Source organism: Bradyrhizobium sp. USDA 3650 (assembly GCF_054057395.1).
The window spans coordinates 1,481,377-1,506,730 of the sequence record NZ_JBSRZG010000001.1; the positions used below are offsets into that span (position 1 = coordinate 1,481,377).

Below are 25,354 nucleotides of genomic sequence, written 5' to 3' on the forward strand. Positions count from 1 at the left end.
CTCCCCGGCCTTCTCTTGTCTCAAGCCTACGCCAATCCCGCCGCGGACGCTAACCTTCCACGGGCAATTGCGGCAACGCCATCACGGCTTCCGCCTTATGGCAGGCGGCCAGATGCGTCTCGCCCACCTTGCGTAGCTCAGGCAGAACCTCGCGGCAATGCTGGTCGGCAAGCGCGCACCGCGAGACATAGGGACAGCCGGTCGCGGCCGCCGATTGCGAGGCGATCGCCTGGGCCCCGCGCCGGCGCCGGCCGCCGCCGGCGCGCACCCGCGGCACGGCCTCCAGCAGCGCTCGCGTGTAGGGATGGGCGCAGCGCTCGAACAGATCCTCGGGACGGCCCTGCTCGACGATGCGGCCGAGATACATCACCGCGACCTCGTCGCAGAGATAGTCGACGACGGCGAGGTCGTGGCTGATCAGGACGTAACTGAGGCCGAACTGTTCCTGGAGGTCCTGCATCAGGTTCAAGACTTGCGCCTGCACGGAAACGTCGAGCGCGGAGACCGGCTCGTCGGCGACGATCAGCTTCGGCTGGGTGATCAGCGCGCGCGCAATGGCGATGCGCTGGCGCTGGCCGCCGGAGAACTCATGCGGATATTTCTCCATGTCGGCATCGCGCAGGCCCACCTGCCGCAGCACTGCGGAGACGCGGGCGCGGAACGTATTGCGGTCGGCGCCATCAAGCACGGTGAGCGGCTCGGCCACGATGCGCGCGATGGTCTGGCGCGGATCGAGCGATCCATAGGGATCCTGGAACACCATCTGGAAATCGCGGCGCGCGCGGCGCAGCTCGTCCGCGGAGATGCGGTTGAGGTCGCGGCCGAGCAGCGCGACCTGCCCCGATGTCGGCCGTTCCAGTGCCATCACCACCCGCGCAAAGGTCGACTTGCCCGAGCCGGATTCGCCGACGATGCCGAGGCTCTTGCCGGCGTCGACCCGCACGCTGACACCGTTGAGCGCGCGCACCTGCCCCGGCGGGCGAAACACGCTTTCGCGCGGCAGCGTATAGCGCTGCTCGAGATCCTTCACGTCGAGAAGAGGCGCCGTGCTCATACGGTCAGCGCTCCGACGCGTTCGGCCATGGAGACGTCCGTCCGGATGCAGCGCACGAAATGGCCGGGTCCGACGTCCACCATCGGTGGAAGCGCGGCCCGGCACTGCTCGATCACGAGCGGACACCGATCGGCGAAGGTGCAACCGGACGGCAGATCGGCGAGATCCGGCACCGAGCCCGATATCGTCGTCAACCGCGTCCCCTTGCGCGCGCCGAGTTTCGGTCGGGCCCGGAACAGGCCCTGCGTGTAGGGATGGCCCATCCGGCGGAACACTTCGTCGGTCAGCCCGCTCTCGATAATCGTGCCGCCGTACATCACCATCATGCGTTGCACGTTCTCGGCGATGACGCCGAGATCGTGCGAGATCAGGATCATCGACATGCCGCGCTCTTCGACGAGATCGGCGATGAGGTCGAGTATCTGGCCCTGAATGGTGACGTCGAGCGCCGTGGTCGGCTCGTCCGCGATCAGCAGGTCGGGCTCGCAGGCGAGCGCCATCGCAATCGTGACGCGCTGACGCTGGCCGCCGGAAAACTGGTGCGGATAGGCGTCGACGCGCCTCGCCGGATCGGGCAATCCAACGCGGTCGAGCAAGGCGATCGCTTCCTTACGCGCCTGCGATGCCGAAAATTTCCTGTGACGCCGCAGCGGCTCGGCGACCTGGTGGCCGATCGTGTGCATCGGGTTGAGCGCGGTCATCGGTTCCTGGAAGATCATGCTGATGCGGTTGCCGCGCAACTGACAATAGTCCGCGTCCGACAATCCAGCGAGTTCGCCGCCATCCAGCTTGATGCTGCCGGTGACGGACGCGCTGTCCGGCAGCAGCCCCATCAGTGACAACGCCGTCACCGACTTGCCGCAGCCGGATTCGCCGACCAGCCCGAGCGTTTCGCCGCGCTTCAGGGCAAAGCTGACGCCGCGCACGGCCTGTGCCGGCCCGCGGCTGGTGTTGAGGCGCACGCCGAGATTTTCGACCTCGATCAACGGCATGGTCGAGCGCTCGCCCATCCTCATCGCTCCCGCGCCAGTCGTGGATCGAGCAGATCGCGCAGTCCGTCGCCGAGCAGATTGAGACCGAGCACCGCGATTGCAATCGCAGCGCCCGGATAGACCGCGAGCATCGGCGACTGGAACAGCAGCGTCTGCGCGTCGTTCAGCATCCGTCCCCAGGACGGCTGCGGCGGCTGCGTGCCGAGACCGAGATATGACAAGGCGGCCTCGGCAAGAATCGCGAGCGCAAACTGGATGGTCGCCTGCACGATCAGGATCGACAGGATGTTGGGCAGCACGTGCTCGATGGTGATCCGAAACTTGCCCTTGCCTGCCGCGCGCGCGGCCAGCACGAATTCGCGCGCCCAGATCGCGTTGGCCGAGCCGCGCGTCAGCCTGATCAGTGTCGGGATCTGGAAGATGCCGATGGCGACGATCGAGGTCACCATGCCCGGACCGGCCACCGCAGCCAGCATGATAGCGGAGAGCACGGCCGGAAAGGCGAAGGTGAAATCGGAGAAGCGCATGATGATCTCTTCGGTCCAGCCGCGCCTGGCCGAGGCGATCAGGCCGAGACAGACGCCGAAGGTGAGGCCGATGCTGACCGCGATGATGCCGACCATGATGGTGGAGCGGGCGCCGGCGAGCAGCAGCGAGACGATGTCGCGGCCGAAGACGTCGGTGCCGAGCCAGTGCGCGGCCGAGGGCGGCCGGAGCTTTGAGGCGATGTCGATCTCGTAGGGCGACCAGGGCGTCCACAGCAGCGACAGCAGCGCCGAGGCGAGAACCAGCAAGCTCAGCGCACCACCGAGCACGAAGCTGCGATGACGCAGCGCGCGACGCCAGAAGGTCCGGGCCGGCAGAGGGCGCGCCATGGCCGGCGCGTCGACGAGGGTGGTCAGCGGCGCGCTCACAGATCGTGGACCTTGATGCGGGGATCGACGAAGGCATAGAGCACGTCGACCACGAAATTGACGATGACGACCATGGTTGCGAGCAGCATCACGCAGTTGCGCACCACGATGAGGTCGCGGTTGGCAATCGACTGGAAGATCAGGCGGCCGAGGCCCGGCAGATAGAACACGTTCTCGATCACGATGGTGCCGGCGAGCAGATTGGCGAATTGCAGCCCCATCACCGTCATCACCGGGATCATGGCGTTGCGCAGCACATGGCTCCACAGCACCTCGCGCTTGCCGAGCCCTTTTGCGCGCGCCGTGCGGACGAAGTCTTCACGCAGCACTTCCAGCACCGCCGAGCGCGTGACGCGTGCGAGGATCGCGGCCTGCACCACCGCGAGCGACACCGCCGGCAGCAGGAGCGATTTGATGCCGGCCCAGATGCCGTCCTCCCAACCGGGAAAGCCGCCCGCGGACAGCCATTGCAGCCGCACCGAGAACAACAGCACCAGCAGGATCGCGAACCAGAAATTCGGCAGCGCGATGCCCACCTGCGTCAGCGACATCACGCCGACGTCGCCGAGCTTGTTGTGGTTGGCGGCGGTGTAGATGCCGGCCGAGAGCGCCAGCGTCACCGTGATCAGCATGGACATCATCGCGAGCGGAATGGTCAGCACCAGCCGCTCCGCGATCAAGGCGGCAACCGGCGTGCCGTAGACGTAGGAGTTGCCGAGATCGCCGACGAGCAGCCCCTTGATCCATTGCAGATAGCGAACCGCCAGCGGCTGATCGAGCCCGAGCTTGACCGTGAGCGCGCGGACCGCATCTGGCGAGGCGTCGGCGCCCATCAGCATCTGCGCAGCGTTGCCCGGGAGAGCATCCAGCACCAGGAAAATGATCACGGATGCGCCGACCAGCGTCGCCAGCAAGGTCAGCACACGTCGGAGGACAAATACGCTCATGCGCTCACGAGCTCCGACGTCGTCCTGGCGAAAGCCAGGACCCATAGCCCCAGGGAGCAGTTTGGCGAAGACTGGTCGTTCGGTACTGGCACTGCCCGTCCCCGATCAATTCCGCGGTATGGGTCCTGGTTTTCGCCAGGACGACACCGAGGGAATTGCGGGCGCCATGCCGTATTGGGACAAATACGCTCATGCGCGCTCGGATTCAGGGTTCATCCGTTGCACGATCAACATGTCCGGGCACCGGAGGCAAGTGCTTTGCAAATAGGTCCTTTGCATGCCCCTCACCCTCAGCCGGGCCAGCGGGACAGAAGGCCTTGCGAGGCCTCGAACAGCGCACTCACGCGCAGCAAGTCCGCATCAGCGCGGAAGCGGCCCACGAGTTGCAATCCGATCGGCAGGCCGTCGCGGCCGAAGCCGCAGGGCAGGCTGATCGCGGGGTGTCCGGTCATGTTGAACGGCATGGTCCAGGGGAACCAGTGCGGCCGGACGCTGTCAAAGTGCTTGCCGTCGATCTCGATGGTGCCGAACAGGTCCTGATCGATCGGCAGGGCGGTGCGGGTGATGGTCGGCATCGCCAGCAGATGTCCGCGCGCAAGCAGGGATTGCACCCGGCGGAACAGCGCCGTGCGCGCGAACATCGCCTCCTGATAGGCGACGCCGCTGACGTCGGTGGCAAGCGCAAGCTGCCTGAGGAAGGCCTCGCTCAGCGCGTCCCCATGCTCGGCCGCGAGTTTTGCAAAGCGCGTCCGCCAGACCGTGTGGTTGATGGCACGCCAGATCGGCTCGATGTCGAACCCCTCGCCGGAAAATTCCTCGAGCTCGGCACCCAGGCCGGCGAGTCGATCGAGGCTCGCCTTGAAGCCGGCTGCGACATCGGCAGAGACAGGGCGCCCGGGCGACGACAGGCAATACAGGATTTTCTGCCCACGCAGATCGCCGCGCGGCGCGGCCGTGCCGATGAAGTCGGGCACGGGAACGCCGATCGACCAGGGATCGCAAGGATCCTCGCCGGCCATCGCCTGCATCATCAGCGCGGTGTCGGCGACGGTTCGCGTCATCGGCGTGACATAGGTCTGGTTGCCGAACACGTCCAGCGCCTGGCTGTGCGGGATCACGCCGTTGCCCTGCTTCAGCCCGACCACGCCGTTGCAGGCGGCGGGAATCCGTGTCGAGCCGCCGCCATCGGTCGCGATCGCAAGCGGCGCGATGCCGCTCGCCACCGCCACCGCCGCGCCGCCGCTGGAGCCGCCCGACGAGCGCTCGGCGCTCCACGCATTGCGGGTGCGGCCGAACAGCGGCGAGTCGGTCAGGCACTTGCTGCCGAATTCCGGCGTCGTGGTCTTGCCGATCAGGGTCGCGCCTTGTGCGCGCAGCCTTGCAACCGCGACGGCATCCTCGTTCGGAACATTGTCCTTGTAGGGAATGGCGCCGAAACTGGTCTTCACGCCCCTGGTGTTGACGATGTCCTTGACGGTGACGGGGATGCCGTGCAGCAGGCCGAGCGGCTCGCCGGCCATCACCTTGCGCTCGGCCTCGCGCGCGGCGGCAAGCGCCTCGTCGCCGCAGATCGTGATGAAGCAGTTCAGCTCAGGCTGGAGCGCCTCGGCACGGGCGAGCACCGCGCGGGTGAGCTCGACGGGCGAGATCTCCTTGCGGTCGATGCGCGCACGCAATTCGGTGGCGGACAGGAAACAGAGATCATCGTTCATGGAAGGACCGGCTCGCGTCAGGACGCGCGGACCTTGCCAGCGTGCACGGATCCTGTCCATTTCGGCTTGCGCATGGCCGGTGTCCACCGAAACAATTCGGAAGCGGGGCGAGGTCTGACGCGCTAGCTACCAGCTCCAGGTGACCTCATGACTCCAGGGCGGATCGGCGCCCGGACGGGTGCAGGTCAGCCCAGCGCAATTGGCGGCAAAGGACAGCGCGCGGCGGAGCTCGTCGGCAACGATATCCTTCAGTTGCTGTCGGGCGAGACGTCCCTGCTTGTGCAGGGCGAACAACAACGCCGCCTGAAAACTGTCGCCCGCGCCGATGGTGTCGGCGACCACGACTTTGGGCGCGGCGACCTCGATCTGCCCTGCCCCCGCGTGCCACGCGATCGCGCCGCTGTTGCCGCGGGTGATGACGATCAGGCTCGCGCCGCCTGCGAGCAGCGTGCTCGCACGCTGGTGATACGGCTCGTCGGCGAACAAATAGGCAAAATCGACATCCGACATCTTGATGAGATCGGCGCTGGCCGCAAACGCGGTCATGCGGGCGAGATAAGCCGGTTTGTCCTTCACGAGGTTGGGCCGGCAGTTCGGATCAAAGGAGATCGTCGAGGACGCTCGTGCGTCCGCGATCAGGGCCCTGGTCTCGGTCGCGCCCTGGTCATTGACGAGCGTGGTCGAGCCGACATGGAGAACTTCGACCGTATCGAAGGGAATGGAGCCGCGCCGGTAGGCCCAGTTCCGCGCAGCCGTCTCGGCGTCGTAGAACGCGTAATGCGACTCGCCCGCGACGATACGAACGAAAGCGAGCGTGGTCTGGCGATCGCTGCTTGTGGCGAGCGCGAGCTCGACATTGGATGCAGCGGCGTGGGCGGCGATCATGCGCCCGAACATGTCCGTCGAGATCCCGCCGACAAAGCCGGTCGGCGCGCCGAGCCGCGCCATGCCGATTGCGACGTTAAGGCAGGAGCCGCCGACCGCCGGCATCACGGCTTCGCGCCCGTCGGCGTTTCGCGTCGGGACGAAATCGATCAGCGCATCGCCGCAGGAAATCAGCATCCGTCTCAACCTCTCGCGATATCGCGCATCGCGACGCGGCTGCCGCGATCGACCTCGCGCAGCAGCTTGTAGACCTCGCGCTTGCGGGCGTGAAAGGCGGCGATGTCGGGCGTGGTCGGCTCGCTCTTGCGTCCCAGCGCCGACATCTTTGCCATGGTCTCGCCGATCGAGGCATAGGCGCCGCCGGCGACGGCGCCTAGCATGGCGGCGCCGAGCAGCACAGGTTCTTTGGTCTGCGGCAGCGCGACCGTGAGGCCGGTGGTATCAGCCATGACCTGCCGCACCAGCGGACTGCGGCTGGCGCCGCCGCCCATGATCATGATGCCGGCATGGACGCCATGCGCGGCAAAGGCCTCGATCACTTCGGCAAGCCCATAGGCGAGCCCGCACAGACCGGCGACGAACAGCCGTTCCATCGAGGCGATGCCGGTGTCGAGATCGAGGCCTGCGATCACCGCGCGCGTGTCAGGGTCGGCGTAGGGCGAGCGGTTGCCGATGAATTCAGGAAGTACATGGACGTCGCTGGCCAGCAGCGCGACACGGCTGGCGCCGCCTGCGCGCGCGATGATGCGGCGCTCGAGGAATTCGATGAGGTCGAGGCTCTCGATGCGCGCCGCCGCGCTCGCCTCGGCGTGGCCGGGGTGCGACTTGAGAAGATGGTCGATCGCAGCGCCCGCAGCCGACTGCCCGCCCTCGTTGAGCCAGAAATTTGGTACCATGCCGGAGTAATAAGGACCCCACACGCCCGGCACGAAGCACGGTTCTTTCGTCGTCGCCATGATGCAAGCAGACGTTCCCATGATGTAGGCAAGGCGGTCGGAGACATCTGTCGCGCCGTCCGATTCGTCGCGCCCGCCGATCGCCCCGATGCCGCCGGCATGCGCATCGATCAGGGACGCTCCGACCGGTGTGCCCGCTGACAGGCCGAGATCGGCCGCGGCAGTGCGGGAGAGACCTGCACCCAGGCGCGTACCGGGGGCGACGATCTCGGTGCCGATCCGGGCATATTTCTCGTTGACGAAATCCGACAGGCCGATGCGCTTGAAGAATGGCGCGCTCCAGCCGCCGCCGTCGTGGGCGAGATAGTTCCATTTGCAGGTGACCGTGCAGGTCGAGCGCTGAAGCGAGCCGGTTGCGCGCCAGGTCAGGTAATCCGCCAGATCGAAGAAGTGCCCTGCAGCATCGAAGCTCGCGCGCATATGCCGCTTCAGCCACAGCAGTTTCGGCATCTCCATCTCGGGCGAGATCGAGCCGCCGACATAGCGCAGCACGGCATCACCGGTTTCGTTGATCAGCCGCGCCTCGGCCGTGGCGCGGTGATCCATCCAGACGATGACGTTGCGTTGCGCCTCGCCGGAGGCGCTGACGGTGAGCGGCTCGCCTTGCCGGTCGAGCACCACGAGGGAGCAGGTGGCATCGAATCCGATACCGCCGACGCTGTCAGGCGCGATGGCCGCTTCCGCCATCGCGGCCCGCACCGACGCCGTGCAAGCGTCCCAGATATCCTGGGACGATTGTTCGACGATGTCGCCGGCCTCGTGCCATATCCTGATCGGATGCCGCGCGATCGCCAGCAAGGTGCCCGCCTCGTCGAACACCCCTGCCCGCGTGCTCGTGGTCCCTACATCGACGCCGATATACGCTCGCGGCATTGTCGCCCCCGGAAGCTCTCGTCAGTTTTGACGCAAGCCTACCAGCAAGTGTAGCCGCCATCCACCAGCACGATGCTGCCGGTCATCAGGCTCGCGGCCTCGGACGAGAGGAACAGCACCACCGAGGCGATCTCCTCGACCTGCCCCATCCGCGCCATCGGGGTTCCACCGATCCAGGCGTCGTACATTCTCGGATTGCTCTTCACGAAGGCGTTGAGCGGCGTCTCGATATAGGTCGGCGCCACCGCGTTGACGCGGATGCCGCGCGCTCCCCATTCGGCCGCGAGCGATTTCGTGAGATGGTGCACGCCGGCCTTGGACGCATTGTAGAAGCACTGCTCCTGCGGTTTGTTGACGATGAAACCGGACATCGATCCGACATTGACGATGGCGCCGCTCTTCGCTTTCAGCATGTGCTTGCCAAACTCGCGGCAGCACCAGAAGGTGCCATTGAGATTGACGTCGATCACATTGAGCCAATGCTCGTCGGTCACGGTCTCCGCCGGCGTCTCGCTGCGGGCGATGCCGGCATTGTTGACGAGGATGTCCACCTTGCCGTGGCGGGCAACGAGGTCGCTCGCCACCTCCGCCACGCGCTTGGTGTCGGTGACATCCATGATCGCCGTCTCAGCGTCGAAGCCCTTCGCCTTCAGGCTGGCTTTCGCACTATCGGCGACTTTGCTGTCACGATCGCCGATGATGACGCTGGCGCCGGCTTCAGCCAGCGCTTCGGCGCAGGCGAGCCCGATGCCCTGCCCGCCGCCGGTGATGAACGCGGTCTTGCCGTTCAGCTTGAATTTTTCCAGGTACATTTTGGTCTTTCCGGTTTTCTTGCCGTTTCTTGTCAGTTCCGAATGGCGTTACCGCTCGCGTCGAAGCGATGGACGCGCGCGGGCTCCGGCACCAGCGATACATGGTCGCCGGCGTGCAGGCTCAATTCACCGATGTAGCGCGCCGTCAGCATGCCGAGCTGACCGGCATCGACATAAAGGAAGGTGTCGCTGCCGAGATGCTCGGCCACCGCGATCGTTCCCTGCCAGCCGCCGGCACCGTCGCGCTCGATCTTGAGATGCTCCGGCCGTACGCCGATCGTTGCCGCGCCCTTCTGCAGAGCGTGCTCGCCGGTGACGAAGTTCATCTTGGGCGAACCGATGAAGCCGGCGACGAAAAGGTTGGCCGGCTTCTCGTAGAGCTCCAGCGGCGAGCCGTATTGCTCGATCTTGCCGCCGTCGAGAACCACGATCTTGTCGGCCATGGTCATGGCCTCGACCTGGTCGTGGGTGACATAGATCGCGGTGGTGCCGAGCTGCTTCTGGAGCCGCGTCACCTCGATGCGCATCTGGACGCGCAGCGCCGCGTCGAGGTTGGAGAGCGGCTCGTCGAATAAAAACGCTTTGGGCTCGCGGACGATGGCACGCCCGATCGCGACGCGCTGGCGCTGGCCGCCGGAGAGCTCGCGCGGCTTACGGTCGAGATAGGGTGCGAGGTTCAGCGTCGCGGCGGCGGCCTCGACCTTGCGGTTGATCTCGTCCTTGGAAAGGCCCGCCATCTTCAGGCCGAAGCCGATGTTGCCGCGCACGCTCATATGCGGATAGAGCGCATAGGACTGGAACACCATCGACAGCCCACGCTTGGCGGGTGGCGTGTCGACCACGTTCTTGCCGTCGATCAGGATCTTGCCGCCGGAGACGTCCTCGAGCCCCGCGATCAGCCGCAACAGCGTGGTCTTGCCGCAGCCTGAGGGACCTACGAACACCACGAAGGAGCCGTCGGCAATCTCGAGGTCCGCGCCCTTGATGATGTGCACGGGGCCGAAGGATTTCTGCACGTCCTGAAGTGTGATCTGACCCATGATCCGGCAGCCCTTCCTACTTTACCGCGCCAAAGGTGAGCCCGCGCACGAGCTGCTTCTGGCTGAACCAACCGAGGACGAGAATGGGCGCGATCGCCAGCGTCGACGCCGCCGACAGCTTTGCCCAGAACAGCCCTTCCGGGCTCGAATAGGACGCGATGAACGTGGTGAGCGGCGCAGCGTTCGAGGTCGACAGATTGAGCGTCCAGAACGCCTCGTTCCAGGCCAGGATCAGGTTCAGCAGCATGGTCGATGCGAGTCCCGGGATTGCCATCGGCGTCAGGACATAGACCAGCTCGCGGCCGATGGTGGCGCCGTCCATGCGCGCGGCTTCCAGGATGTCGCGCGGAATTTCCTTAAAATAGGTGAAGAGCATCCAGATCACGATCGGCAAGTTTCCCAGGCACAGGATGAAGACGAGGCCGATGCGGGAATCGAGCAAGCCGAAGGACTTGTAGATCAGGTAGATCGGCACCAGCACGCCGACCGGCGGCATCATCTTGGTCGAAAGCATCCAGAGCAGGATGTCCTTGGTGCGTTTGGTCGGCGAGAACGCCATCGACCAGGCGGCGGGGATCGCGATCAAAAGCGCGATCAAGGTCGAGCCGCCGGCGATGATGATCGAGTTCATCGCGTGGAGGAAATAGTCGCTGCGCTCCTGGACCGTTGCGTAGTTCTCCGTGGTCCAGTGGAAGAACAGGAAGGACGGCGGAATCGCGAAGGCCTCAAGTTCGGTCTTGAAGCTCGCCAATACCATCCAGAGGATCGGGAAGAAGATCAGGAAGCCGAAGAACCACGCGCCGATGGTCGAGACCACCACCCGCTGCCTCGTCGCCATCCGCGCCATGTCTCATGCCTCCAGATTGCGGCCGACGATGCGGACCAGGAAGAACGCTACGACGTTGGCGATCACGACAGCGACGAGGCCGCCCGCCGAGGCGGTGCCGACATCGTACTGGATCAGGGCCTGCGAATAGATCAGGAAAGCGATGTTGGTGGTCGACAGTCCCGGGCCACCGCCCGTGGTGACGTAGATCTCGGCAAAGACGGTGAGCAGGAAGATCGTCTCGATCAGGATCACCACTGTGATCGGACGCGCGAGGTGCGGCAGGGTGATGTAGATGAAGGTCGAGACTGCGCTGGCACCATCCATTTCGGCGGCTTCCTTCTGCTCCTCGTCGAGCGACTGCATCGCGGTGAGCAAAATCAGCGTCGCGAACGGCAGCCATTGCCATGACACGATCAGGATCACGGCGAGCAGCGGCGCGTCGGTGAACCAGTCGATCGGCGTCAACCCGAACAGCGAGGCGATCCAGGCAAACAGCCCGGACACCGGATGCATCAACAGGTTCTTCCAGACCAAGGCGCTCACCGTCGGCATGACGAAGAACGGCGCGATCACCATCAGCCGCACGATGTTGAGGCCGATCACGGGCTGGTCGAGCAGCAGCGCCAGCGGAATCCCGAGCAGGACAGTCAGCGCCAGCACCGAGCCGACCAGCACCAGCGTGTTCTGGAGCGAGGCGAGGAACGCGGGATCGGTGAGGAAGTAGCGGAAATTTTCCAGCCCGACGAATGATTCCGAGCCGGGATCGAGCAGGCTGTAATGCAGCGTCGAGAAATAGATCGTCAGCGCGAGCGGGACGATCATCCAGATGAACAGCAGCCCGACGGCCGGCGTCAGGAGCGTCCGTGCGAGAAGCTGCGTCTGCCGGGTCGCCATTGTTGGCTTCTCCGCTTGCGGGAAGAAGGCGGCCATCCATCCTTAGCAGTGGATGGCCGCAAGTCTGAGCTCAGGAGGGAGAGCTCGAGCTCACTTGATGTAACCCGCGCGCTTCATCTCGCGCTCGGTTGAGGATTGCGCCGCGGTGAGCGCGGCATCGACCGTCATCGATCCCGCAAGCGCGGCCGAGAATTGCTGGCCCACCTGCGTGCCGATGCCCTGGAATTCGGGGATCGCCGCATACTGCACGCCGACGTAAGGCACCGGCTTCACCGTCGGCTTGTTCGGATCGGCGGCATCGATCGAGGCCAGCGTCAGCTTCGCGAACGGGGCGACCTTCAGATATTCAGGGTTTTGGTAGAGCGAGGTTCGGGTGCCCGGCGGCACGTTGGCCCAACCATCCTTCGCGGCGACTGTCTTGGTGTAATCCTTGCTCGTCGCCCAGGCGATGAACTTCTCGGCCGCTTCCGTCTTCTTGGAGCCCGCGGGGATCGCGAGATTCCAGGCCCACAGCCAGTTGGCATTCTTGCCCAGGCCCGTGTTGGGCGCCAGCGCGAAGCCGACCTTGTCCGCGACCTTGGAGTCCTTCGGGTTGGTGACGAAGGAGGCTGCGACGGTGGCATCGATCCACATCGCGCACTTGCCGGCATTGAACAGCGCCAGGTTCTCGTTGAAGCCGTTCGAGCTCGCACCGGGAGGGCCAGCCTGCTTCATCAGGTCGACATAGGTCGTGAGCGTCGCCTTCCATTCCGGGGTGTTGAACTGCGGCTGCCACTTCTCGTCGAACCAGCGTGCGCCATAGGAATTGGCCATGGCGGAGAGGAACGCCATGTTCTCGCCCCAGCCGGCCTTGCCGCGGAGGCAGATGCCATAGACGCCGGTGCTCTTGTCGGTGAGCTTCTTGGCGGCGTCGACGACGAAATCCCAGGTCGGCTTTTCCGGCATCTTGAGGCCGGCCTTGTCGAACAGGTCGGTGCGGTACATCACCATCGAGCTCTCGCCGTAGAACGGCGCGGCGTAGAGCTTGCCGTCGACGGAGACCGCATCCTTGATCTTGGGCAGGAGGTCGGCGACGTCGTAGTCGGCGCCGAGATTCGCGAGCGGCACCAGCCAGCCCTTCTTGGCCCAGATCGGCACCTCGTAGGTGCCGATGGTGAGGACGTCGAACTGGCCGCCCTTGGTGGCGATGTCGGTGGTGACGCGCTGGCGCAGCACGTTCTCCTCAAGCGTCACCCATTTGACCGATATATCGGGGTTCTTCTTGGTGAATTCAGCCGTCAGCCCCTGCATGCGGATCATGTCGCCGTTGTTCACGGTGGCGATCGTCAAGGTGGTTTCGGCCATCGCGGGGACGGCCAGCAACAGGCAAGACGCGCCGCAGACGGCGCCGAGGACGTGTTTCACGGTGACCTCCCTAGGATCGCGCTTTTGAGCATATGCCCACGCGTTGGGCGTATGTTCGACTGAGGGCGCGCCGTTGTCAAGCAGGCGCAAAGATGTTCGCGCAACTTATGAGTGCTGCGGTGCGGGAGGAGATGGGAGTTGCCGCCTCGCACTCAGCTGTCATGCCCCGCGAAAGCGGGGCATCCAGTAATCCGTGCCGCCTGTTGATTTGCCCTAAGCGAGGCCGCGGCGTACTGGATCATCCGCCTTCGCGGATGATGACAGCAGTGCGAGGAGCGCGATCGCCGCCCTACCGCTCCAGAATCGCTCTTGCGGTCGCCTCATCCGTGATCAGCCCGTTGATCAACCGGCCATTCAGCGCGGCAGCGATCGCCGGCACCTTGGCTGCGCCGACCGCGGCGCCGATCGTGGTGGTCTTCGCCGGGACCTCCGGCGGGATGCTGGTCAGGCGCTTGTTGGTGCCGGCCTTCAGCAGGCGGCCCTTGGCGTCGTACGCCCAGCCGGTGATCTCGCCGATTGCCCCTTGCCGCATCATCTCGAACAATTCGTCGCGGGTGACGAAGCCGTCGACATGGACCTGCGCCTTCTGGTCCATCTGGCCGATGCCGACGAGGCGCAAATCCGCCTTGGCCGCGACCGCCTTCACCTTCGCGATCGGCTCGATCCGGACCATCTTGTTGCGCTCGTCCTCGGACGACATCAGGAACGGCAGCGGCATCGGATAGTGCCGTGCGCCGGTGCGGTCGGCGAGCCGGCCGACGGTGTCGTAGAAGCTCGCCGAACCGTCGGCGGAGATGTTGCCAACGAGCGAGACGATCTGGTGATTGGGCCGGTCGATCGGCGTGACGCGCTCGACCGCGGCGCGTACCGCCCGTCCCGTCCCGAGCGCGACGATGACGGGGGTCTCCGAACGCAGGGTGGAATCGAGCAGGTTGGCGCAGCGTTCGGCAATGCCCGCGGTGGCCTGGGGCGCGGCGGAATCCGCCGGAACCACCTCGCAATGGGTAAGCTCAAAACGCTCCTTCAGACGCGCCGCCAATTCCATGCACGCGGCGATGGGATGTTCGAGCCGGAAGGTGATGAGCCGTTCCGCAAGACATAGCGACACCAGCCGCTGCGCCGAGGCGCGCGACACCTGAAGCATCTTCGCGATCTCGTCCTGGGTGTGACCGGCAATGAAATACAGCCAGCCGGCACGCGCGGCGTCATCGAGCCTGGTCTTTTCGTTCTCGGCAGCCATGGCAGGCGTCAGGCGTCCTTCCAGAAATCGATCATGCGCGCGAAGACCCGGTCGGCCCCCGCATCCGAGAGTATAGCGTGCCCGTCGCGTCCGCGATAATGGCTGCCGCCGGCAAATCCCCAGACCATCATGCCGGCCGCCTTACCCGCCTGCACGCCGCTCGCACTGTCCTCGATCACCAGCGTGCGCGCAGGTTGCGCGCCCATCTGCTCGGCCGCGTGGAGAAAGAGATCGGGCGCCGGCTTGCCGTGCCTGACCATCTGCGCGGTGTAGATCCGGTCGCCGAAATGCGCCCGCAAGCCGGTGACGTCAAGGGAGAGCGCGACACGGTCGATGTCGCTGGACGAGGCCACGCAGAATGGTGTCCGCAATTCCGATATCACGGCGGCAACACCCGCGATCGGCTGGAGTGATCCGGCGAACGTGCTCAACACATGCGACTTCAAGCGCGGCAGAAAGCCGTCCGGCACGACCTGCCCGAGATCCCGATAATGCCGCTCGACCGCTTTAGTGCTGCGTCCGAGAAAGAGCTCGAGCGCCTGCTCCGGGGTCAGCGCGATGCCGCATTCGGCCAGCACGTCGGACAGGCACCGACAGCTCAACAGCTCACTGTCGACCAGCACGCCGTCGCAGTCGAAGATGATCAGATCGAGTTTCGGCCGGCCCTGGTCCATCCCAGCATTCGATCATATACCCAATTGGTGGGCAATAGCTCACCCAGGGCCGGAACGCCACACCCTTTCCAGATCAGTGCGCCACCTGCCGGTAGATCGCCGGCAGCGCCGCGGGCAGTCGGCGGATATTACCGACGATGGCGTAGCCGCCACGCCCGAACAGCGTCGGGAAATAGGATTGCGCGGTTGCGTCCACCGTGATGCCGAAGGCGGCGATGCCGAGCCGGCGCGCCTCCTGCACAGATTTGCGGGTGTCCTCGACCGCGAAGCGGCCTTCGTAATGATCGACATCGTTCGGCTTGCCGTCGGTGAGGACGAGCAGCAGCTTCTTGCGCTGCGGCTGACGGGCGAGCTCGGCCGAGGCGTGGCGCACCGCCGCGCCGATCCGCGTGTAATAGCCGGGCTTCAGCGCGCCGATACGACGCTCCACTGTTCCGCTCATCGGCTCGCCGAAGGCCTTGACGGTTTCGAGCCGCACCCAGGACCGCCGGCGGGACGTAAAGGTCAGGATGCTGTGGTGGTCGCCGCAGGCCGACAGGCCGTGCGCGAGCACGAGCAGCGCCTCCTTCTCGACGTCGAGCACGCGATGGCCTTCGACCCAAGCGTCCGTCGAGAGCGAGACGTCGACGAGCAGCGTGACGGCGAGATCGTGCCCCTGCGGGCGCATCGCGACATGGATACGTTCGAGACCGCCGCTGCTGCCGGCGCGAAGATCGCACCGCGCGCGCACGAGCGCGTCAAGGTCGAGGTCGTGCCCATCGGCCTGGGCGCGCATCAATTCGCGGCGTGGCCGCAAGATCTCGAAGCGTCGCCGCACCTGATGGATATGCCGGCGCATGGTTTCGTCGGGCGACCAGGTCTCGCCGGTCTCGGACGCGGCGCCCGCGAGCACGTGGCAGTGATCGGGCAGGTAGGAGTTGCTGCGGTAGTCCCATTCGGGATAGGTGAGATCTGCGCTCAACGGCGAGGCATCGAGGGCTTCCGGCGGAAGGTCGAGATCGAATTTGAGCCGGCTCGCCGGCTTGCCGCTGCGGCGGCTGAGCGTGATCTCCTCGAGATCGTCGGCGGCCTTCTGCGCGTCCTCGTCCTCGCTGTCGTCAGCCGGACGGTCGACATTGACCATCTCGGCCATTGCGAGAATTTTTTCGAAGCGGTTGAGCACGAAGGGATCGCGGCGGTTGGCGTTGTCGTCGCGCTCGCGCACGGCAAAGCGCTTGCGATTGTCCTGGGCCGCGGCCCCCGCGCCCGGTGCGCACGCGTCGTCGCCCGCATGCGCGGGCGAAAGCTCGCGCATCCAGCAATCGCCCCAGAGCGGACACGGCAGGACCGAGCGATAGCCCGGCGGCGCCTTGTCCGGCAGCGGACCTGTTCCCATCACCGCCGGCCATAGCCGGCCCGAAGGCGCCTTTCCGGCCCCGAGCAAGGCGAGAGCGATCTGCTCGATCTCCTGCTCGAGACGCGGCAACCTTCGTCGCGGCCGGGCCTCGGCCATTGCTGCGGCGAGCTGCGCGTAATCGGCGGCGAGCCCGGGAAACTGCGTGAGCACGAAGACCGCCGTCTCGCTCGCCCGGCGCAGGACCAGAAGGTCCCGCCGCAGCGGATCATCCTCCGTGATCGTCTCGATCGGTGCGACCGCGAACCACGCCGCAAGCCAGCGATAGAGGTTTGCGTTGAGGCCGCGGTCGGCAAATATCGCGATGCGATCGGGGAGGAAGACGGTCGCGGCGTCGCGGCCCGGCTGTTCGAGACGTTCGTCTCCAAGGCCGATGCGCTGCCGCCAGCCGAGCCGATGGCCCGCTCTGCGTGCGCCTGCGCTTGCGATCTGAACACCCGTCTCGCCCCCAAGCGCACGGAACATCACCGCGAGCCGGCCTCTTACCTCCGCGAGCGCGACCGCGTGATCATCGTGAACCGGATAGCTCGCGGTGCCGCCGACCATCCGGTGCCAGGCACGGCCGACCGTCTCCTCCAATTCGAGGAAGTCGAGCATGGAATCTGCCTCACCCAATCACAGCGCGCGTGACATCCAGCAGCGCCGCCTTGACGTCGGAATCGTCGGTCAGCGGCTCAATCATGCCGGCGAGCACGGCGTCGGCGATCGAGACTCCCGCCGCAATCAAGGTCGCGCAATACACCACGAGCCGGGTCGAGACGCCCTCCTCCAGATCATGCCCCTTCAGCGCCCGCAGACGTCCGGCAAGCGCAACCAGCGGCCGTACGCGATCCGGCGGCAGCCCGCTCTCGGCCGACACCACCGCAATCTCCTGCTCGGCGGGCAGGAAGCCGAACTCGATGGCGACGAAGCGCTGCCGCGTCGACGGCTTCAACGCCTTGAGCAGGGTCTGGTAACCGGGATTGTAGGAGACGACGAGCATGAAGCTCGCGGGAGCAACGAGCTCCTCGCCGGTTCGCTCCAGCGGCAGGATACGGCGGTCGTCGGTGAGCGGATGCAGCACGACGGTGACGTCCTTGCGGGCTTCCACCACCTCGTCGAGATAGCAGATGCCGCCCTCGCGGACCGCGCGCGTCAACGGACCGTCGGTCCACACGGTGTCGCCGCCGCTCAGCAGATGGCGCCCCGTGAGATCGGCGGCGGTGAGATCGTCGTGGCAGGCGACGGTATGGAGCGGCAAGCCCAGCCGTGCCGCCATATGCGCGACGAAACGCGTCTTGCCGCAACCGGTCGGCCCCTTCAGCAGGACCGGAAGCCGGTGCCGCCAGGCATGCTCGAACAGCGCGCATTCGTTGCCGCTTGCGACATAGGCCGGTAGCGCAGGTGCCGGCGCGGCCAAGGCGTGAAGAGCTGCTTTCATGATCTCTCTCCGAAAATGTCTGAAGCGGCGGCCGCGATGAAACGCGGCCGCCTTCATGCTTACTCGGCCGGCTGCAGCGCGGCGGGAATGGTCGCCTGCCTTTCGCGGCCGGGCACCAGCACGGCCCAGACGAACATCAGCGCGGAGATCGCGACGAACACGCCGGAGCCGAGCCGCACCCAGTAGAAGAAGGCGAGCTGGTCCTGCACGTCCATGTAGCCCTGGCCGAGCACGCGCTGGAGATGGACCTGGACCACGCCGGCAAAGGTCAGCGCGAACGTCATGGTCATCATGGCCGTGCACATGATCCAGAAGCTCGTCATGCTGAGCCACTGGTTATAGGGCGCGCGTCCCTTGATCTGCGGGATCGCGTAAGCCATCACGGCAAGATTGAGCATCACATAGGCGCCGAAGAAGGCGAGATGGCCGTGCGCGGCGGTGACCTGGGTGCCGTGGGTGTAGTAGTTCACCGAGGACAGCGTGTGCAGGAAACCCCAGACGCCGGCGCCCAGGAACGCCATCACCGAACAGCCGACCGACCACAGCAGCGCGGCGCGGTTCGGGTGCTTGCGGCCGGCCTTCCAGGTCATCTGCACCGTGAAGATCACCATCGTGAAGAACGGCGCGACCTCGAGCGTCGAGAACAGCGAGCCGATCCACTGCCAGTAGCCGGGCGCACCGATCCAGTAGAAATGGTGGCCGGTGCCGAGAATCCCCGAGAACAGCGCGAGGCCGATGATGACGTAGAGCCACTTCTCGACCACCTCGCGATCGATGCCATTGAGCTTGATCATGAGATAGGCGAGCACGGAGGCCATGATCAGCTCCCAGACGCCCTCGACCCAGAGATGGACGACGTACCACCAGTACATCTTGTCGACGGCGAGGTTCGCCGGATTGTAGAAGGCGAACAGGAAGAAGATCGCAACGCCCCACAGGCCAAACAGCAGGATGTTGGTGACAGTGGTCTTGCGTCCCTTGAGCGCAGTCATGGTCACATTGAACAGGAACATCAGGCAGACGACGACAATGCCGACCTTGATGATGAAGGGCTGTTCGAGGAACTCGCGGCCCTCGTGGTAGTGGAAGAGATAGCCCACCACCGCCACGCCCGCCGCGCCAAAGAACATCCAGAACTGGATTTTTGCGAGCAGCGGGCTGTACAGCTCGGTCTCGGTTTCCTCAGGCAGCAGGAAGTAGGTTGCGCCCATGAAGCCGATCAACGACCACACGATCAGCGCGTTGGTGTGGATCATCCTGACGATGTTGAACGGCAGCAGCACCGACAGCGTGTTGGGCAGGACGTAGATGGTCCCGGCGAGGAGGCCGAACAGGACCTGGGCCAGGAACAGGGTCAGCGCGCCGTAGAAATACAGCATCGCGACTTTCTGGGTCTGATATTTCATCTCGGATTCTCTCTGTCTTGAAAGAGGAAAGCGGCGGGCTCAGCCGGCCTTGTTCGGGGGCCAATCCTGGCGCTTGATCGTGCTCACCCATTGCAGGAAATCGGCGAGATCGTTGAGCTCCTGGTCGGTGAGGTTGAATTGCGGCATCTGCCGCCGGCCCTCCGCGCCCGAGGGCTGCGACTGCATCCAGGCCTTCAGCGTCTCTCGCGCGCCGGCCGGATCTTCCTTGCCGCCCCATCGATCCCAGACGTTGCCGACTTCGGGCGCGAAATAGGCGCCTTCCCCGAGCAACGTGTGGCAGTTGATGCAGGAGTTCTTCTCCCAGACATGCTTGCCGCGGGCGACCGACGACGTCAGCGTCGCCGCGTCCGTCGAGGTCGTGGCCATGTAGTAGTGGCTGTGCGCCGTCAGCCCGATGAAGATGGCGAAGAAAAAAGCCGAGCCGCCGTAGAAGACGTTTCGAGCGGCCGACTTGGTCAGGCGTTCAGCCATTGCCAATCCTTTCAATTGAGTCCCGTCGCGTAAATCGGTGATGCGATTTATTGCCGATTGGCACGTCCCGTTCTTTGTCAGGGCGCAAGGAGTGGGTCAGATCAGGGCGGCAACGGCGGATGTGAGCCAGGCGAACAGCACCACGATGAGGATCCAGGCGCTGACGAGGCCGCGCCAGAGCGCAGGCGCCGCGCGAAGATCGAGGAAGTCGAGTACAATCCGGCGGCCCTTGACGCCGGCCAAGGCCAGTAGCAGGGCGTTGCCGAGCAGCGGCCGCGGCATCAACGGCGGCACCAGGACGGTCGCGAGTGCGAGGCCGATCAGCGCGAGCCAGGTGAAGTCCAGGCGATCCGGCATCGTCACCGCACCAGATAAAGAATCGGGAACATCACGATCCAGACCAGATCGACCATGTGCCAGAAGGCCGTTCCCGTCTCGACGCCGAACGCCTGGGCGCGGCGGCAGACCACGGCTAGGATGATGATGCCGAGGCAGACGTGCAGGAGATGGAAGCCGGTCAGGAGGAAGTAGAGTGTGAAGAATGGACTGGTCTCGAGTCCGATGCCGCGTCCGATCTCTTCGGCATATTCGCCGAGCTTGATCGCCACGAACAGGCTGCCAAGCCCCATGGCTGTGAGGAGCCAGTATCGTGTCGCCCGCCTCTCGCTGGCCCGCGCGGACTTCGTAGCCCGGGCTGCGGCCCAACCGCTCGTCACCAGCACGACAGTGTTCAATCCGGCGAGACCCGGATCAAGTGCCGCCTGCCCCGCGGCGAACACGGCGGGATGGATCGCGCGGGCGACCGTGAAGGTACCGAGAAACAGACCGAAGGCGGCGAGCTCGCTGAAGATCAGCACCCAGATCATGGGATCGCCGGGAAGATCGTCCAGAATTCCCCAGCCGGCTCCCTGTGGTTCGCAATCGGCTGCCGACATCTGCTCTTCCGGATCAGGACACCAGCCAGACTTAGCTCAGCCGTGCCGATCCGAGTTTGTTGCCGGACAAACTTGGGGGATGCCGATCAATTTGTTTGCGCCGTCGCAACGTCCGGCCGGCCGGGTCGCGGTACCAAACGCCCCAGGGTTCCGTGGAGCTGCGAGCGATAACATGAGCGATGCACAAATCGGGCTGATGACCGCGACGCCCATCATCATCGTCTTCGCCATCGCGCTCCGGCGAATCGGCGTGCTATCGACCGTAGCCACCGTGTCGGCGGTGAGCATCTCCGTCGCGATCGCGGCGGTGCTGTTCACGACGCAGTAACCGCTCCCGTAGGGTGGGCGAAGCGAAGCGTGCCCACCACACTGCTCGCGCAATTGCGGAAGGATGGTGGGCACGGCGCGCTGCGCCTTTGCCCACCCTACTGCACTGCCGACGTGGTTACCGCCGCTGATTATAAACGTCGATGCACACTGCCCCGAGCAGGACCAGGCCCTTGATGACCTGCTGATAGTCGATGCCGATGCCGAGGATGGACATGCCGTTGTTCATCACACCCATGATCATGGCGCCGACCACGGCACCGCCGACGCGGCCGACCCCGCCATAGGCCGAGGCGCCGCCGATGAAGCAGGCCGCGATGACGTCGAGCTCGAAGCCGAGACCCGCCTTCGGCGTTGCGGTATTGAGGCGCGCGGCGAAGACGAGGCCGGCGAGCGCGGCGAGCACGCCCATATTGACGAAGGTGAGGAAGGTCAACCGTTCCGTCTTGATGCCCGACAGACTTGCGGCCTTGGCGTTGCCGCCGACAGCATAGATTTGCCGGCCGATCACGGTGCGGCGGGTGACGAAGCCGTAGAGCGCGATCAACGCACCCATGATCACCAGCACGTTGGGCAGGCCGCGATGCGAGGCAATCAGATAGGTGAAATAGAGCACGGCACAGGCCAGAAGAATGCTCTTACCGAGGAAGAACGCGTAGGGTTCGACTTCGATGCCGTGCAACTGCTCGCGCGACCTTCCCCTGGCGCTGGCGTAGACGAGGCCGAGCGCGAGCACCGCACCGATCAGCATGGACGTCGGATGCAGGGTGCCGGCCTCCGGCAAGAGCTCCGGAATGAAGCCGGAGGACAGTTTCTGGAAGGTCGCCGGGAACGGTCCGAGCGACTGGCCCTGCAACACCGCGAGCGCAAGCCCCTTGAACACCAACATGCCCGCTAGCGTCACGATGAAGGACGGGATCTTGAAATAGGCCACCCAATAGCCCTGCGCGGCGCCGATCGCCGCGCCCAGCAGCAGGCAGGCGATGAAGGCGAGCGTGTAGTCGACCTTGTATGTCACCATCAGCACGGCGGCCACCGCGCCGACGAAACCCGCGACCGAACCGACCGAGAGGTCGATATGGCCGGTAACGATGACGAGCAGCATACCCAGCGCCATGATGACGATGTAGCTGTTCTGGAGCACCAGATTGGTCAGGTTGAGCGGCTGCAGCAGCGTGCCGCCGGTCATGACCTGGAAGAACAGCATGATCGCAATCAGCGACATCAGCATGCCGTAGTTGCGCAAATTGTTCTTGATGAAGCTGCCGTTCCGGCGCTCCTCGGGCAGCGAAACCGTCTTGTCGGTCATGGCTGCGATCCTCCCATCTCGGCATCCGCCAGGGCGCGGCTTCCATAATTTCTGTCGTTGCGCATGATGGCGCGCATGATCTTTTCCTGCGTTGCGTCGGCGCCCTTGAACTCGCCGACGAAGGCGCCGTCATTCATGACGCAGATGCGGTCGCAGATGCCGAGCAGCTCGGGCATCTCCGAGGAGATCACCACCACGCCACGGCCGGCCTCTGCGAGCTCGTTGATGATACAGTAGATCTCGTACTTGGCACCGACGTCGATGCCCCGGGTCGGCTCGTCCAGGATCAAGACCTTGGGGTCGGTCATCAGCCATTTCGACAGCACGACCTTCTGCTGGTTGCCGCCCGAGAGCTGGCTGGTCTCCTGATAGACGTCGGAGCAGCGGATGCGCATCCGGTTGCGGTAATCGCTGGCGACCTTCAGCTCGGCGATGTCGTCGATCACCCGATTGGGGGCGACCTGGTCCAGGCTTGCCAGCGTGATGTTCTTGCGGACGTCGTCGGCGAGGATCAGCCCGAGCTGCTTGCGGTCCTCGGTGACATAGGCAAGGCCGGCGTCGATCGCGGCCGCGACGTTCGGCAGCACGATCTCATGGCTCTCGAGCCGGATGCGACCGCTGATCGTGGTGCCCCAGGAACGGCCGAACAGGCTCATGGCGAATTCGGTGCGGCCAGCGCCCATCAATCCGGCAATGCCGACCACCTCGCCGCGCTTGACGCCGAAATTGACGTTCTTGATCACCTGCCGCTCGGGATGGATGGGGTGATAGACCGACCAGTTCTCGACGGTCAGGACCGGCTCGCCGATCTTCACGCTGCGCTCGGGAAAGCGATGGGCGAGATCGCGGTTGACCATGCTGCGGATGATGCGGTCCTCCTGGATCGGCTCGGCGCGGCAGTCGATGCCGTCGACGGTGCGGCCGTCGCGTAGGACGGTGATGTGGTCCGCGACGCGGGCGACCTCGTTCAGCTTGTGCGAGATCAGGATCGAGCCGATGCCCTGCTCGCGGAAGGCCATGAGACGTTCGAGCAGCGCGGCGCTGTCGGCCTCATTGAGACTCGCGGTCGGGCTCGTCCAGGATCAGCATCCGCACCCGCTTGGACAGCGCCTTGGCGATCTCGACGAGCTGCTGCTTGCCGACGCCGAGATCGGTGATCAGCGTATCCGGCGATTCCTTGAGGCCGACCTGCGCGAGCAGGTCGCGCGTGCGCCGATACACCTCGTCGCGATCGATCACGCCGAGCTTGGACGGCGGATGCGACAGGAAGATGTTTTCGGCAATCGACATCAGCGGGATCAGCGCCAGCTCCTGATGGATGATGATGATACCGAGCGCCTCGGAATCGTTGATGTCGCGGAAGCGGCGCTCCTCGCCATCGAAGATGATGGTGCCCTCGTAGCTGCCGGCCGGGTAGACGCCGCTGAGCACCTTCATCAGCGTGGACTTGCCGGCACCGTTCTCGCCGACGAGGGCGTGGATTTGCCCGGCTTCAACCATGAAGTTGACATCGCGCAGCGCCTGCACGCCGGAAAAGCTCTTGCTGACGTTACGCATCTCCAGCATTGCGGTCATCGATTCATTCTCCCCGGGGCTTCCACAATCGTCATGGCCGGGCTTGTCCCGGCCATCCACGTGCAGCCGCTTGCGAAGAGGGACGTGGATGCCCGGGACAAGCCCGGGCATGACGAGTTGATAAACATGCGCTTCGCTCTAACCCTAAAGAACTCCCTCTCCGCAGGTCGGGAGAGGGAGTAGACCTCTTACTGGAACTGCGACTTCTTGTAGTAGCCGCTCTCCACCAGGACCTTCTCCCAATTGTCCTTGTAGACCACGACCGGCTTGAGCAGATAGGACGGCACGGTCTTGGCGCCGTTCTCGTAGGTCTTGGTGTCGTTGACGGTGACCTGCTTGCCGGCAAGCGCAGCGTCGACCATGTCGGCGGTCACCTTGGCGAGATCGCGGGTGTCCTTGAAGATCGTCGAATACTGATCGCCGCGCAGCATCGCCTTGATCGAGGGCACCTCGGCATCCTGGCCCGAGATGACAGGCATCGGCTGGCCGGCGCTGCCATACCCGACGCCCTTCAGCGAGGAGATGATACCGATCGACAGGCCGTCATACGGCGACAGCACCGCGTTGACCTTCTTGTTGCCGTAGTAGGCGCTGAGCAGATTGTCCATGCGGGCCTGCGCGGTGGCGCCGTCCCAGCGCAAGGTCGCGACCTTGTCCATCCCCATCTGGCCGGAGACGACGACGAGCTTGCCGCTGTCGATGTACGGCTTCAGCACGCTCATCGCGCCGTTGTAGAAGAAGTAGGCGTTGTTGTCGTCGGGCGAGCCGCCGAACAGCTCGATGTTGAACGGACCCTTGCCATCCTTGAGGCCGAGGCCCTGCACGATCGACTCGGCCTGGAGCACGCCGACCTGGAAATTGTCGAAGGTCGCGTAATAGTCGACGTTCGGCGTGCCGCGGATCAGGCGGTCATAGGCGATCACGGTGATGCCTTTTGCTTTCGCCTGCTTGAGCACGTCGGACAGCGTGGTGCCGTCGATCGCGGCGATCACCAGCGCTTTCGCGCCCTTGGTCACCATGTTCTCGACCTGCGAGAGCTGGTTCGGAATGTCGTCCTCGGCATATTGCAGGTCGGTGTTGTAGCCGCGCTCCTTCAGCACCTTGACCATGTTGTTGCCATCGTCGATCCAGCGCGCCGACGATTTGGTCGGCATGGCGATGCCGACTGTTGCTTTGTCCTGGGCCGAGGCGGTGACGCCCGCGGCCATCGTCGCAGCGCCGGCCAGCGCCAGCGCGAGGAAGGTCGTCTTCAGTTTCAACATGTTTCTCTC

At 64.9% G+C, this 25,354-nt stretch carries 23 protein-coding genes and 1 pseudogene; 1 reads left to right on the forward strand and 23 read right to left on the reverse strand.

The window, feature by feature from the left end:
* Positions 1-49: 49 nt before the first annotated feature.
* The 20 genes from ACVIN2_RS07170 to ACVIN2_RS07265 form a co-directional block, all read right to left on the reverse strand.
* A complete protein-coding gene (locus tag ACVIN2_RS07170; RefSeq protein WP_456765061.1) occupies positions 50-1,054 on the reverse strand; it encodes an ABC transporter ATP-binding protein in 1,005 nt (334 codons plus the stop codon).
* Positions 1,051-2,064, reverse strand: a complete 1,014-nt coding sequence (locus ACVIN2_RS07175) for an ABC transporter ATP-binding protein (protein ID WP_456765062.1) — start codon at positions 2,062-2,064, stop codon at positions 1,051-1,053. Before ACVIN2_RS07175 ends, ACVIN2_RS07170 begins: the two co-directional genes overlap by 4 nt.
* Before the next feature lie 2 nt (positions 2,065-2,066).
* On the reverse strand, positions 2,067-2,960 hold the full coding sequence (locus ACVIN2_RS07180; RefSeq protein WP_456765063.1) for an ABC transporter permease: 894 nt from the start codon (positions 2,958-2,960) through the stop codon (positions 2,067-2,069).
* Positions 2,957-3,907: an ABC transporter permease gene (locus tag ACVIN2_RS07185; RefSeq protein WP_456765064.1), complete on the reverse strand. Its 951-nt coding sequence runs from the start codon at positions 3,905-3,907 to the stop codon at positions 2,957-2,959. The genes ACVIN2_RS07180 and ACVIN2_RS07185 overlap by 4 nt, the downstream gene beginning before the upstream one ends.
* A 290-nt stretch (positions 3,908-4,197) precedes the next feature.
* Positions 4,198-5,619: an amidase gene (locus tag ACVIN2_RS07190; RefSeq protein WP_456765065.1), complete on the reverse strand. Its 1,422-nt coding sequence runs from the start codon at positions 5,617-5,619 to the stop codon at positions 4,198-4,200.
* A 126-nt stretch (positions 5,620-5,745) separates the two neighbouring features.
* Complete coding sequence (locus tag ACVIN2_RS07195; protein WP_456765066.1) at positions 5,746-6,681, reverse strand: carbohydrate kinase family protein; 936 nt, start codon at positions 6,679-6,681, stop codon at positions 5,746-5,748.
* 5 nt (positions 6,682-6,686) lie between these two features.
* Positions 6,687-8,333 carry an FGGY-family carbohydrate kinase gene (locus tag ACVIN2_RS07200; RefSeq protein ID WP_456765067.1) on the reverse strand — a complete coding sequence of 549 codons (1,647 nt, stop codon included), beginning with the start codon at positions 8,331-8,333 and terminating at the stop codon, positions 6,687-6,689.
* Between the two features lie 38 nt (positions 8,334-8,371).
* Positions 8,372-9,145: an SDR family NAD(P)-dependent oxidoreductase gene (locus ACVIN2_RS07205; RefSeq protein ID WP_456765068.1), complete on the reverse strand. Its 774-nt coding sequence runs from the start codon at positions 9,143-9,145 to the stop codon at positions 8,372-8,374.
* A gap of 32 nt (positions 9,146-9,177) precedes the next feature.
* Entirely contained in the window at positions 9,178-10,185 is a 1,008-nt protein-coding gene (locus ACVIN2_RS07210; RefSeq protein ID WP_456765069.1) for an ABC transporter ATP-binding protein, read from the reverse strand.
* 16 nt (positions 10,186-10,201) lie between these two features.
* On the reverse strand, positions 10,202-11,032 hold the full coding sequence (locus tag ACVIN2_RS07215; protein WP_007608460.1) for a carbohydrate ABC transporter permease: 831 nt from the start codon (positions 11,030-11,032) through the stop codon (positions 10,202-10,204).
* A 3-nt stretch (positions 11,033-11,035) separates the two neighbouring features.
* Positions 11,036-11,908 carry a carbohydrate ABC transporter permease gene (locus tag ACVIN2_RS07220; protein WP_247288934.1) on the reverse strand — a complete coding sequence of 291 codons (873 nt, stop codon included), beginning with the start codon at positions 11,906-11,908 and terminating at the stop codon, positions 11,036-11,038.
* Between the two features lie 90 nt (positions 11,909-11,998).
* Positions 11,999-13,312: an ABC transporter substrate-binding protein gene (locus tag ACVIN2_RS07225; protein ID WP_456765070.1), complete on the reverse strand. Its 1,314-nt coding sequence runs from the start codon at positions 13,310-13,312 to the stop codon at positions 11,999-12,001.
* Positions 13,313-13,601: 289 nt separating this feature from the next.
* The gene (locus tag ACVIN2_RS07230; protein WP_456765071.1) at positions 13,602-14,552 is read right to left on the reverse strand and encodes a sugar-binding transcriptional regulator; all 951 of its coding nucleotides are present in this window, start codon (positions 14,550-14,552) and stop codon (positions 13,602-13,604) included.
* 8 nt (positions 14,553-14,560) lie between these two features.
* Positions 14,561-15,226, reverse strand: coding sequence for an HAD family hydrolase (locus ACVIN2_RS07235; RefSeq protein ID WP_456765072.1), 666 nt, complete (start codon positions 15,224-15,226; stop codon positions 14,561-14,563).
* A 73-nt stretch (positions 15,227-15,299) separates the two neighbouring features.
* Entirely contained in the window at positions 15,300-17,216 is a 1,917-nt protein-coding gene (locus ACVIN2_RS07240) for a VWA domain-containing protein (protein ID WP_456765073.1), read from the reverse strand.
* Positions 17,217-17,226: 10 nt separating this feature from the next.
* Positions 17,227-18,039, reverse strand: a complete 813-nt coding sequence (locus ACVIN2_RS07245; protein WP_456765074.1) for an AAA family ATPase — start codon at positions 18,037-18,039, stop codon at positions 17,227-17,229.
* A 59-nt stretch (positions 18,040-18,098) separates the two neighbouring features.
* Entirely contained in the window at positions 18,099-19,445 is a 1,347-nt protein-coding gene (locus ACVIN2_RS07250; RefSeq protein WP_247288925.1) for a cbb3-type cytochrome c oxidase subunit I, read from the reverse strand.
* Between the two features lie 39 nt (positions 19,446-19,484).
* Positions 19,485-19,937 (reverse strand): c-type cytochrome, encoded by a 453-nt coding sequence (locus ACVIN2_RS07255; protein ID WP_007608447.1) that lies wholly within the window; start codon positions 19,935-19,937, stop codon positions 19,485-19,487.
* 96 nt (positions 19,938-20,033) lie between these two features.
* Positions 20,034-20,294 carry a cytochrome C oxidase subunit IV family protein gene (locus ACVIN2_RS07260; protein ID WP_456765075.1) on the reverse strand — a complete coding sequence of 87 codons (261 nt, stop codon included), beginning with the start codon at positions 20,292-20,294 and terminating at the stop codon, positions 20,034-20,036.
* A 2-nt stretch (positions 20,295-20,296) separates the two neighbouring features.
* Complete coding sequence (locus ACVIN2_RS07265) at positions 20,297-20,872, reverse strand: cytochrome c oxidase subunit 3 family protein (protein WP_456765076.1); 576 nt, start codon at positions 20,870-20,872, stop codon at positions 20,297-20,299.
* A gap of 172 nt (positions 20,873-21,044) precedes the next feature.
* On the opposite strand from ACVIN2_RS07265, the gene ACVIN2_RS07270 reads away from it, so the two are divergent.
* Positions 21,045-21,200 carry a hypothetical protein gene (locus ACVIN2_RS07270; protein ID WP_247288921.1) on the forward strand — a complete coding sequence of 52 codons (156 nt, stop codon included), beginning with the start codon at positions 21,045-21,047 and terminating at the stop codon, positions 21,198-21,200.
* A 117-nt stretch (positions 21,201-21,317) separates the two neighbouring features.
* Here the strand turns inward: ACVIN2_RS07270 and mmsB are convergent, their stop codons facing one another.
* The 3 genes and pseudogenes from mmsB to chvE all read right to left on the reverse strand — a co-directional run bounded on the left by mmsB (position 21,318) and on the right by chvE (position 25,345).
* Positions 21,318-22,508, reverse strand: coding sequence for a multiple monosaccharide ABC transporter permease (gene mmsB, locus ACVIN2_RS07275; protein WP_027569186.1), 1,191 nt, complete (start codon positions 22,506-22,508; stop codon positions 21,318-21,320).
* A pseudogene (gene mmsA, locus ACVIN2_RS07280) lies at positions 22,505-24,083 on the reverse strand (multiple monosaccharide ABC transporter ATP-binding protein). The gene mmsB and the pseudogene mmsA overlap by 4 nt, the downstream one beginning before the upstream one ends.
* Positions 24,084-24,271: 188 nt before the next feature.
* Positions 24,272-25,345, reverse strand: coding sequence for a multiple monosaccharide ABC transporter substrate-binding protein (gene chvE, locus ACVIN2_RS07285; protein ID WP_275167653.1), 1,074 nt, complete (start codon positions 25,343-25,345; stop codon positions 24,272-24,274).
* Between the last annotated feature and the right edge of the window lie 9 nt (positions 25,346-25,354).

Coding starts and splice junctions, on each gene's coding strand:
- ACVIN2_RS07170 (WP_456765061.1), bottom strand. CDS start 1,054: ATGAGCACGGCGCCTCTTCTCGACGTGAAGGATCTCGAGCAGCGCTAT.
- ACVIN2_RS07175 (WP_456765062.1), bottom strand. CDS start 2,064: ATGGGCGAGCGCTCGACCATGCCGTTGATCGAGGTCGAAAATCTCGGC.
- ACVIN2_RS07185 (WP_456765064.1), bottom strand. CDS start 3,907: ATGAGCGTATTTGTCCTCCGACGTGTGCTGACCTTGCTGGCGACGCTG.
- ACVIN2_RS07190 (WP_456765065.1), bottom strand. CDS start 5,619: ATGAACGATGATCTCTGTTTCCTGTCCGCCACCGAATTGCGTGCGCGC.
- ACVIN2_RS07195 (WP_456765066.1), bottom strand. CDS start 6,681: ATGCTGATTTCCTGCGGCGATGCGCTGATCGATTTCGTCCCGACGCGA.
- ACVIN2_RS07200 (WP_456765067.1), bottom strand. CDS start 8,333: ATGCCGCGAGCGTATATCGGCGTCGATGTAGGGACCACGAGCACGCGG.
- ACVIN2_RS07205 (WP_456765068.1), bottom strand. CDS start 9,145: ATGTACCTGGAAAAATTCAAGCTGAACGGCAAGACCGCGTTCATCACC.
- ACVIN2_RS07210 (WP_456765069.1), bottom strand. CDS start 10,185: ATGGGTCAGATCACACTTCAGGACGTGCAGAAATCCTTCGGCCCCGTG.
- ACVIN2_RS07215 (WP_007608460.1), bottom strand. CDS start 11,032: ATGGCGCGGATGGCGACGAGGCAGCGGGTGGTGGTCTCGACCATCGGC.
- ACVIN2_RS07220 (WP_247288934.1), bottom strand. CDS start 11,908: ATGGCGACCCGGCAGACGCAGCTTCTCGCACGGACGCTCCTGACGCCG.
- ACVIN2_RS07230 (WP_456765071.1), bottom strand. CDS start 14,552: ATGGCTGCCGAGAACGAAAAGACCAGGCTCGATGACGCCGCGCGTGCC.
- ACVIN2_RS07235 (WP_456765072.1), bottom strand. CDS start 15,226: ATGGACCAGGGCCGGCCGAAACTCGATCTGATCATCTTCGACTGCGAC.
- ACVIN2_RS07240 (WP_456765073.1), bottom strand. CDS start 17,216: ATGCTCGACTTCCTCGAATTGGAGGAGACGGTCGGCCGTGCCTGGCAC.
- ACVIN2_RS07245 (WP_456765074.1), bottom strand. CDS start 18,039: ATGAAAGCAGCTCTTCACGCCTTGGCCGCGCCGGCACCTGCGCTACCG.
- ACVIN2_RS07250 (WP_247288925.1), bottom strand. CDS start 19,445: ATGAAATATCAGACCCAGAAAGTCGCGATGCTGTATTTCTACGGCGCG.
- ACVIN2_RS07255 (WP_007608447.1), bottom strand. CDS start 19,937: ATGGCTGAACGCCTGACCAAGTCGGCCGCTCGAAACGTCTTCTACGGC.
- ACVIN2_RS07260 (WP_456765075.1), bottom strand. CDS start 20,294: ATGCCGGATCGCCTGGACTTCACCTGGCTCGCGCTGATCGGCCTCGCA.
- ACVIN2_RS07265 (WP_456765076.1), bottom strand. CDS start 20,872: ATGTCGGCAGCCGATTGCGAACCACAGGGAGCCGGCTGGGGAATTCTG.
- ACVIN2_RS07270 (WP_247288921.1), top strand. CDS start 21,045: ATGAGCGATGCACAAATCGGGCTGATGACCGCGACGCCCATCATCATC.
- mmsB (WP_027569186.1), bottom strand. CDS start 22,508: ATGACCGACAAGACGGTTTCGCTGCCCGAGGAGCGCCGGAACGGCAGC.
- chvE (WP_275167653.1), bottom strand. CDS start 25,345: ATGTTGAAACTGAAGACGACCTTCCTCGCGCTGGCGCTGGCCGGCGCT.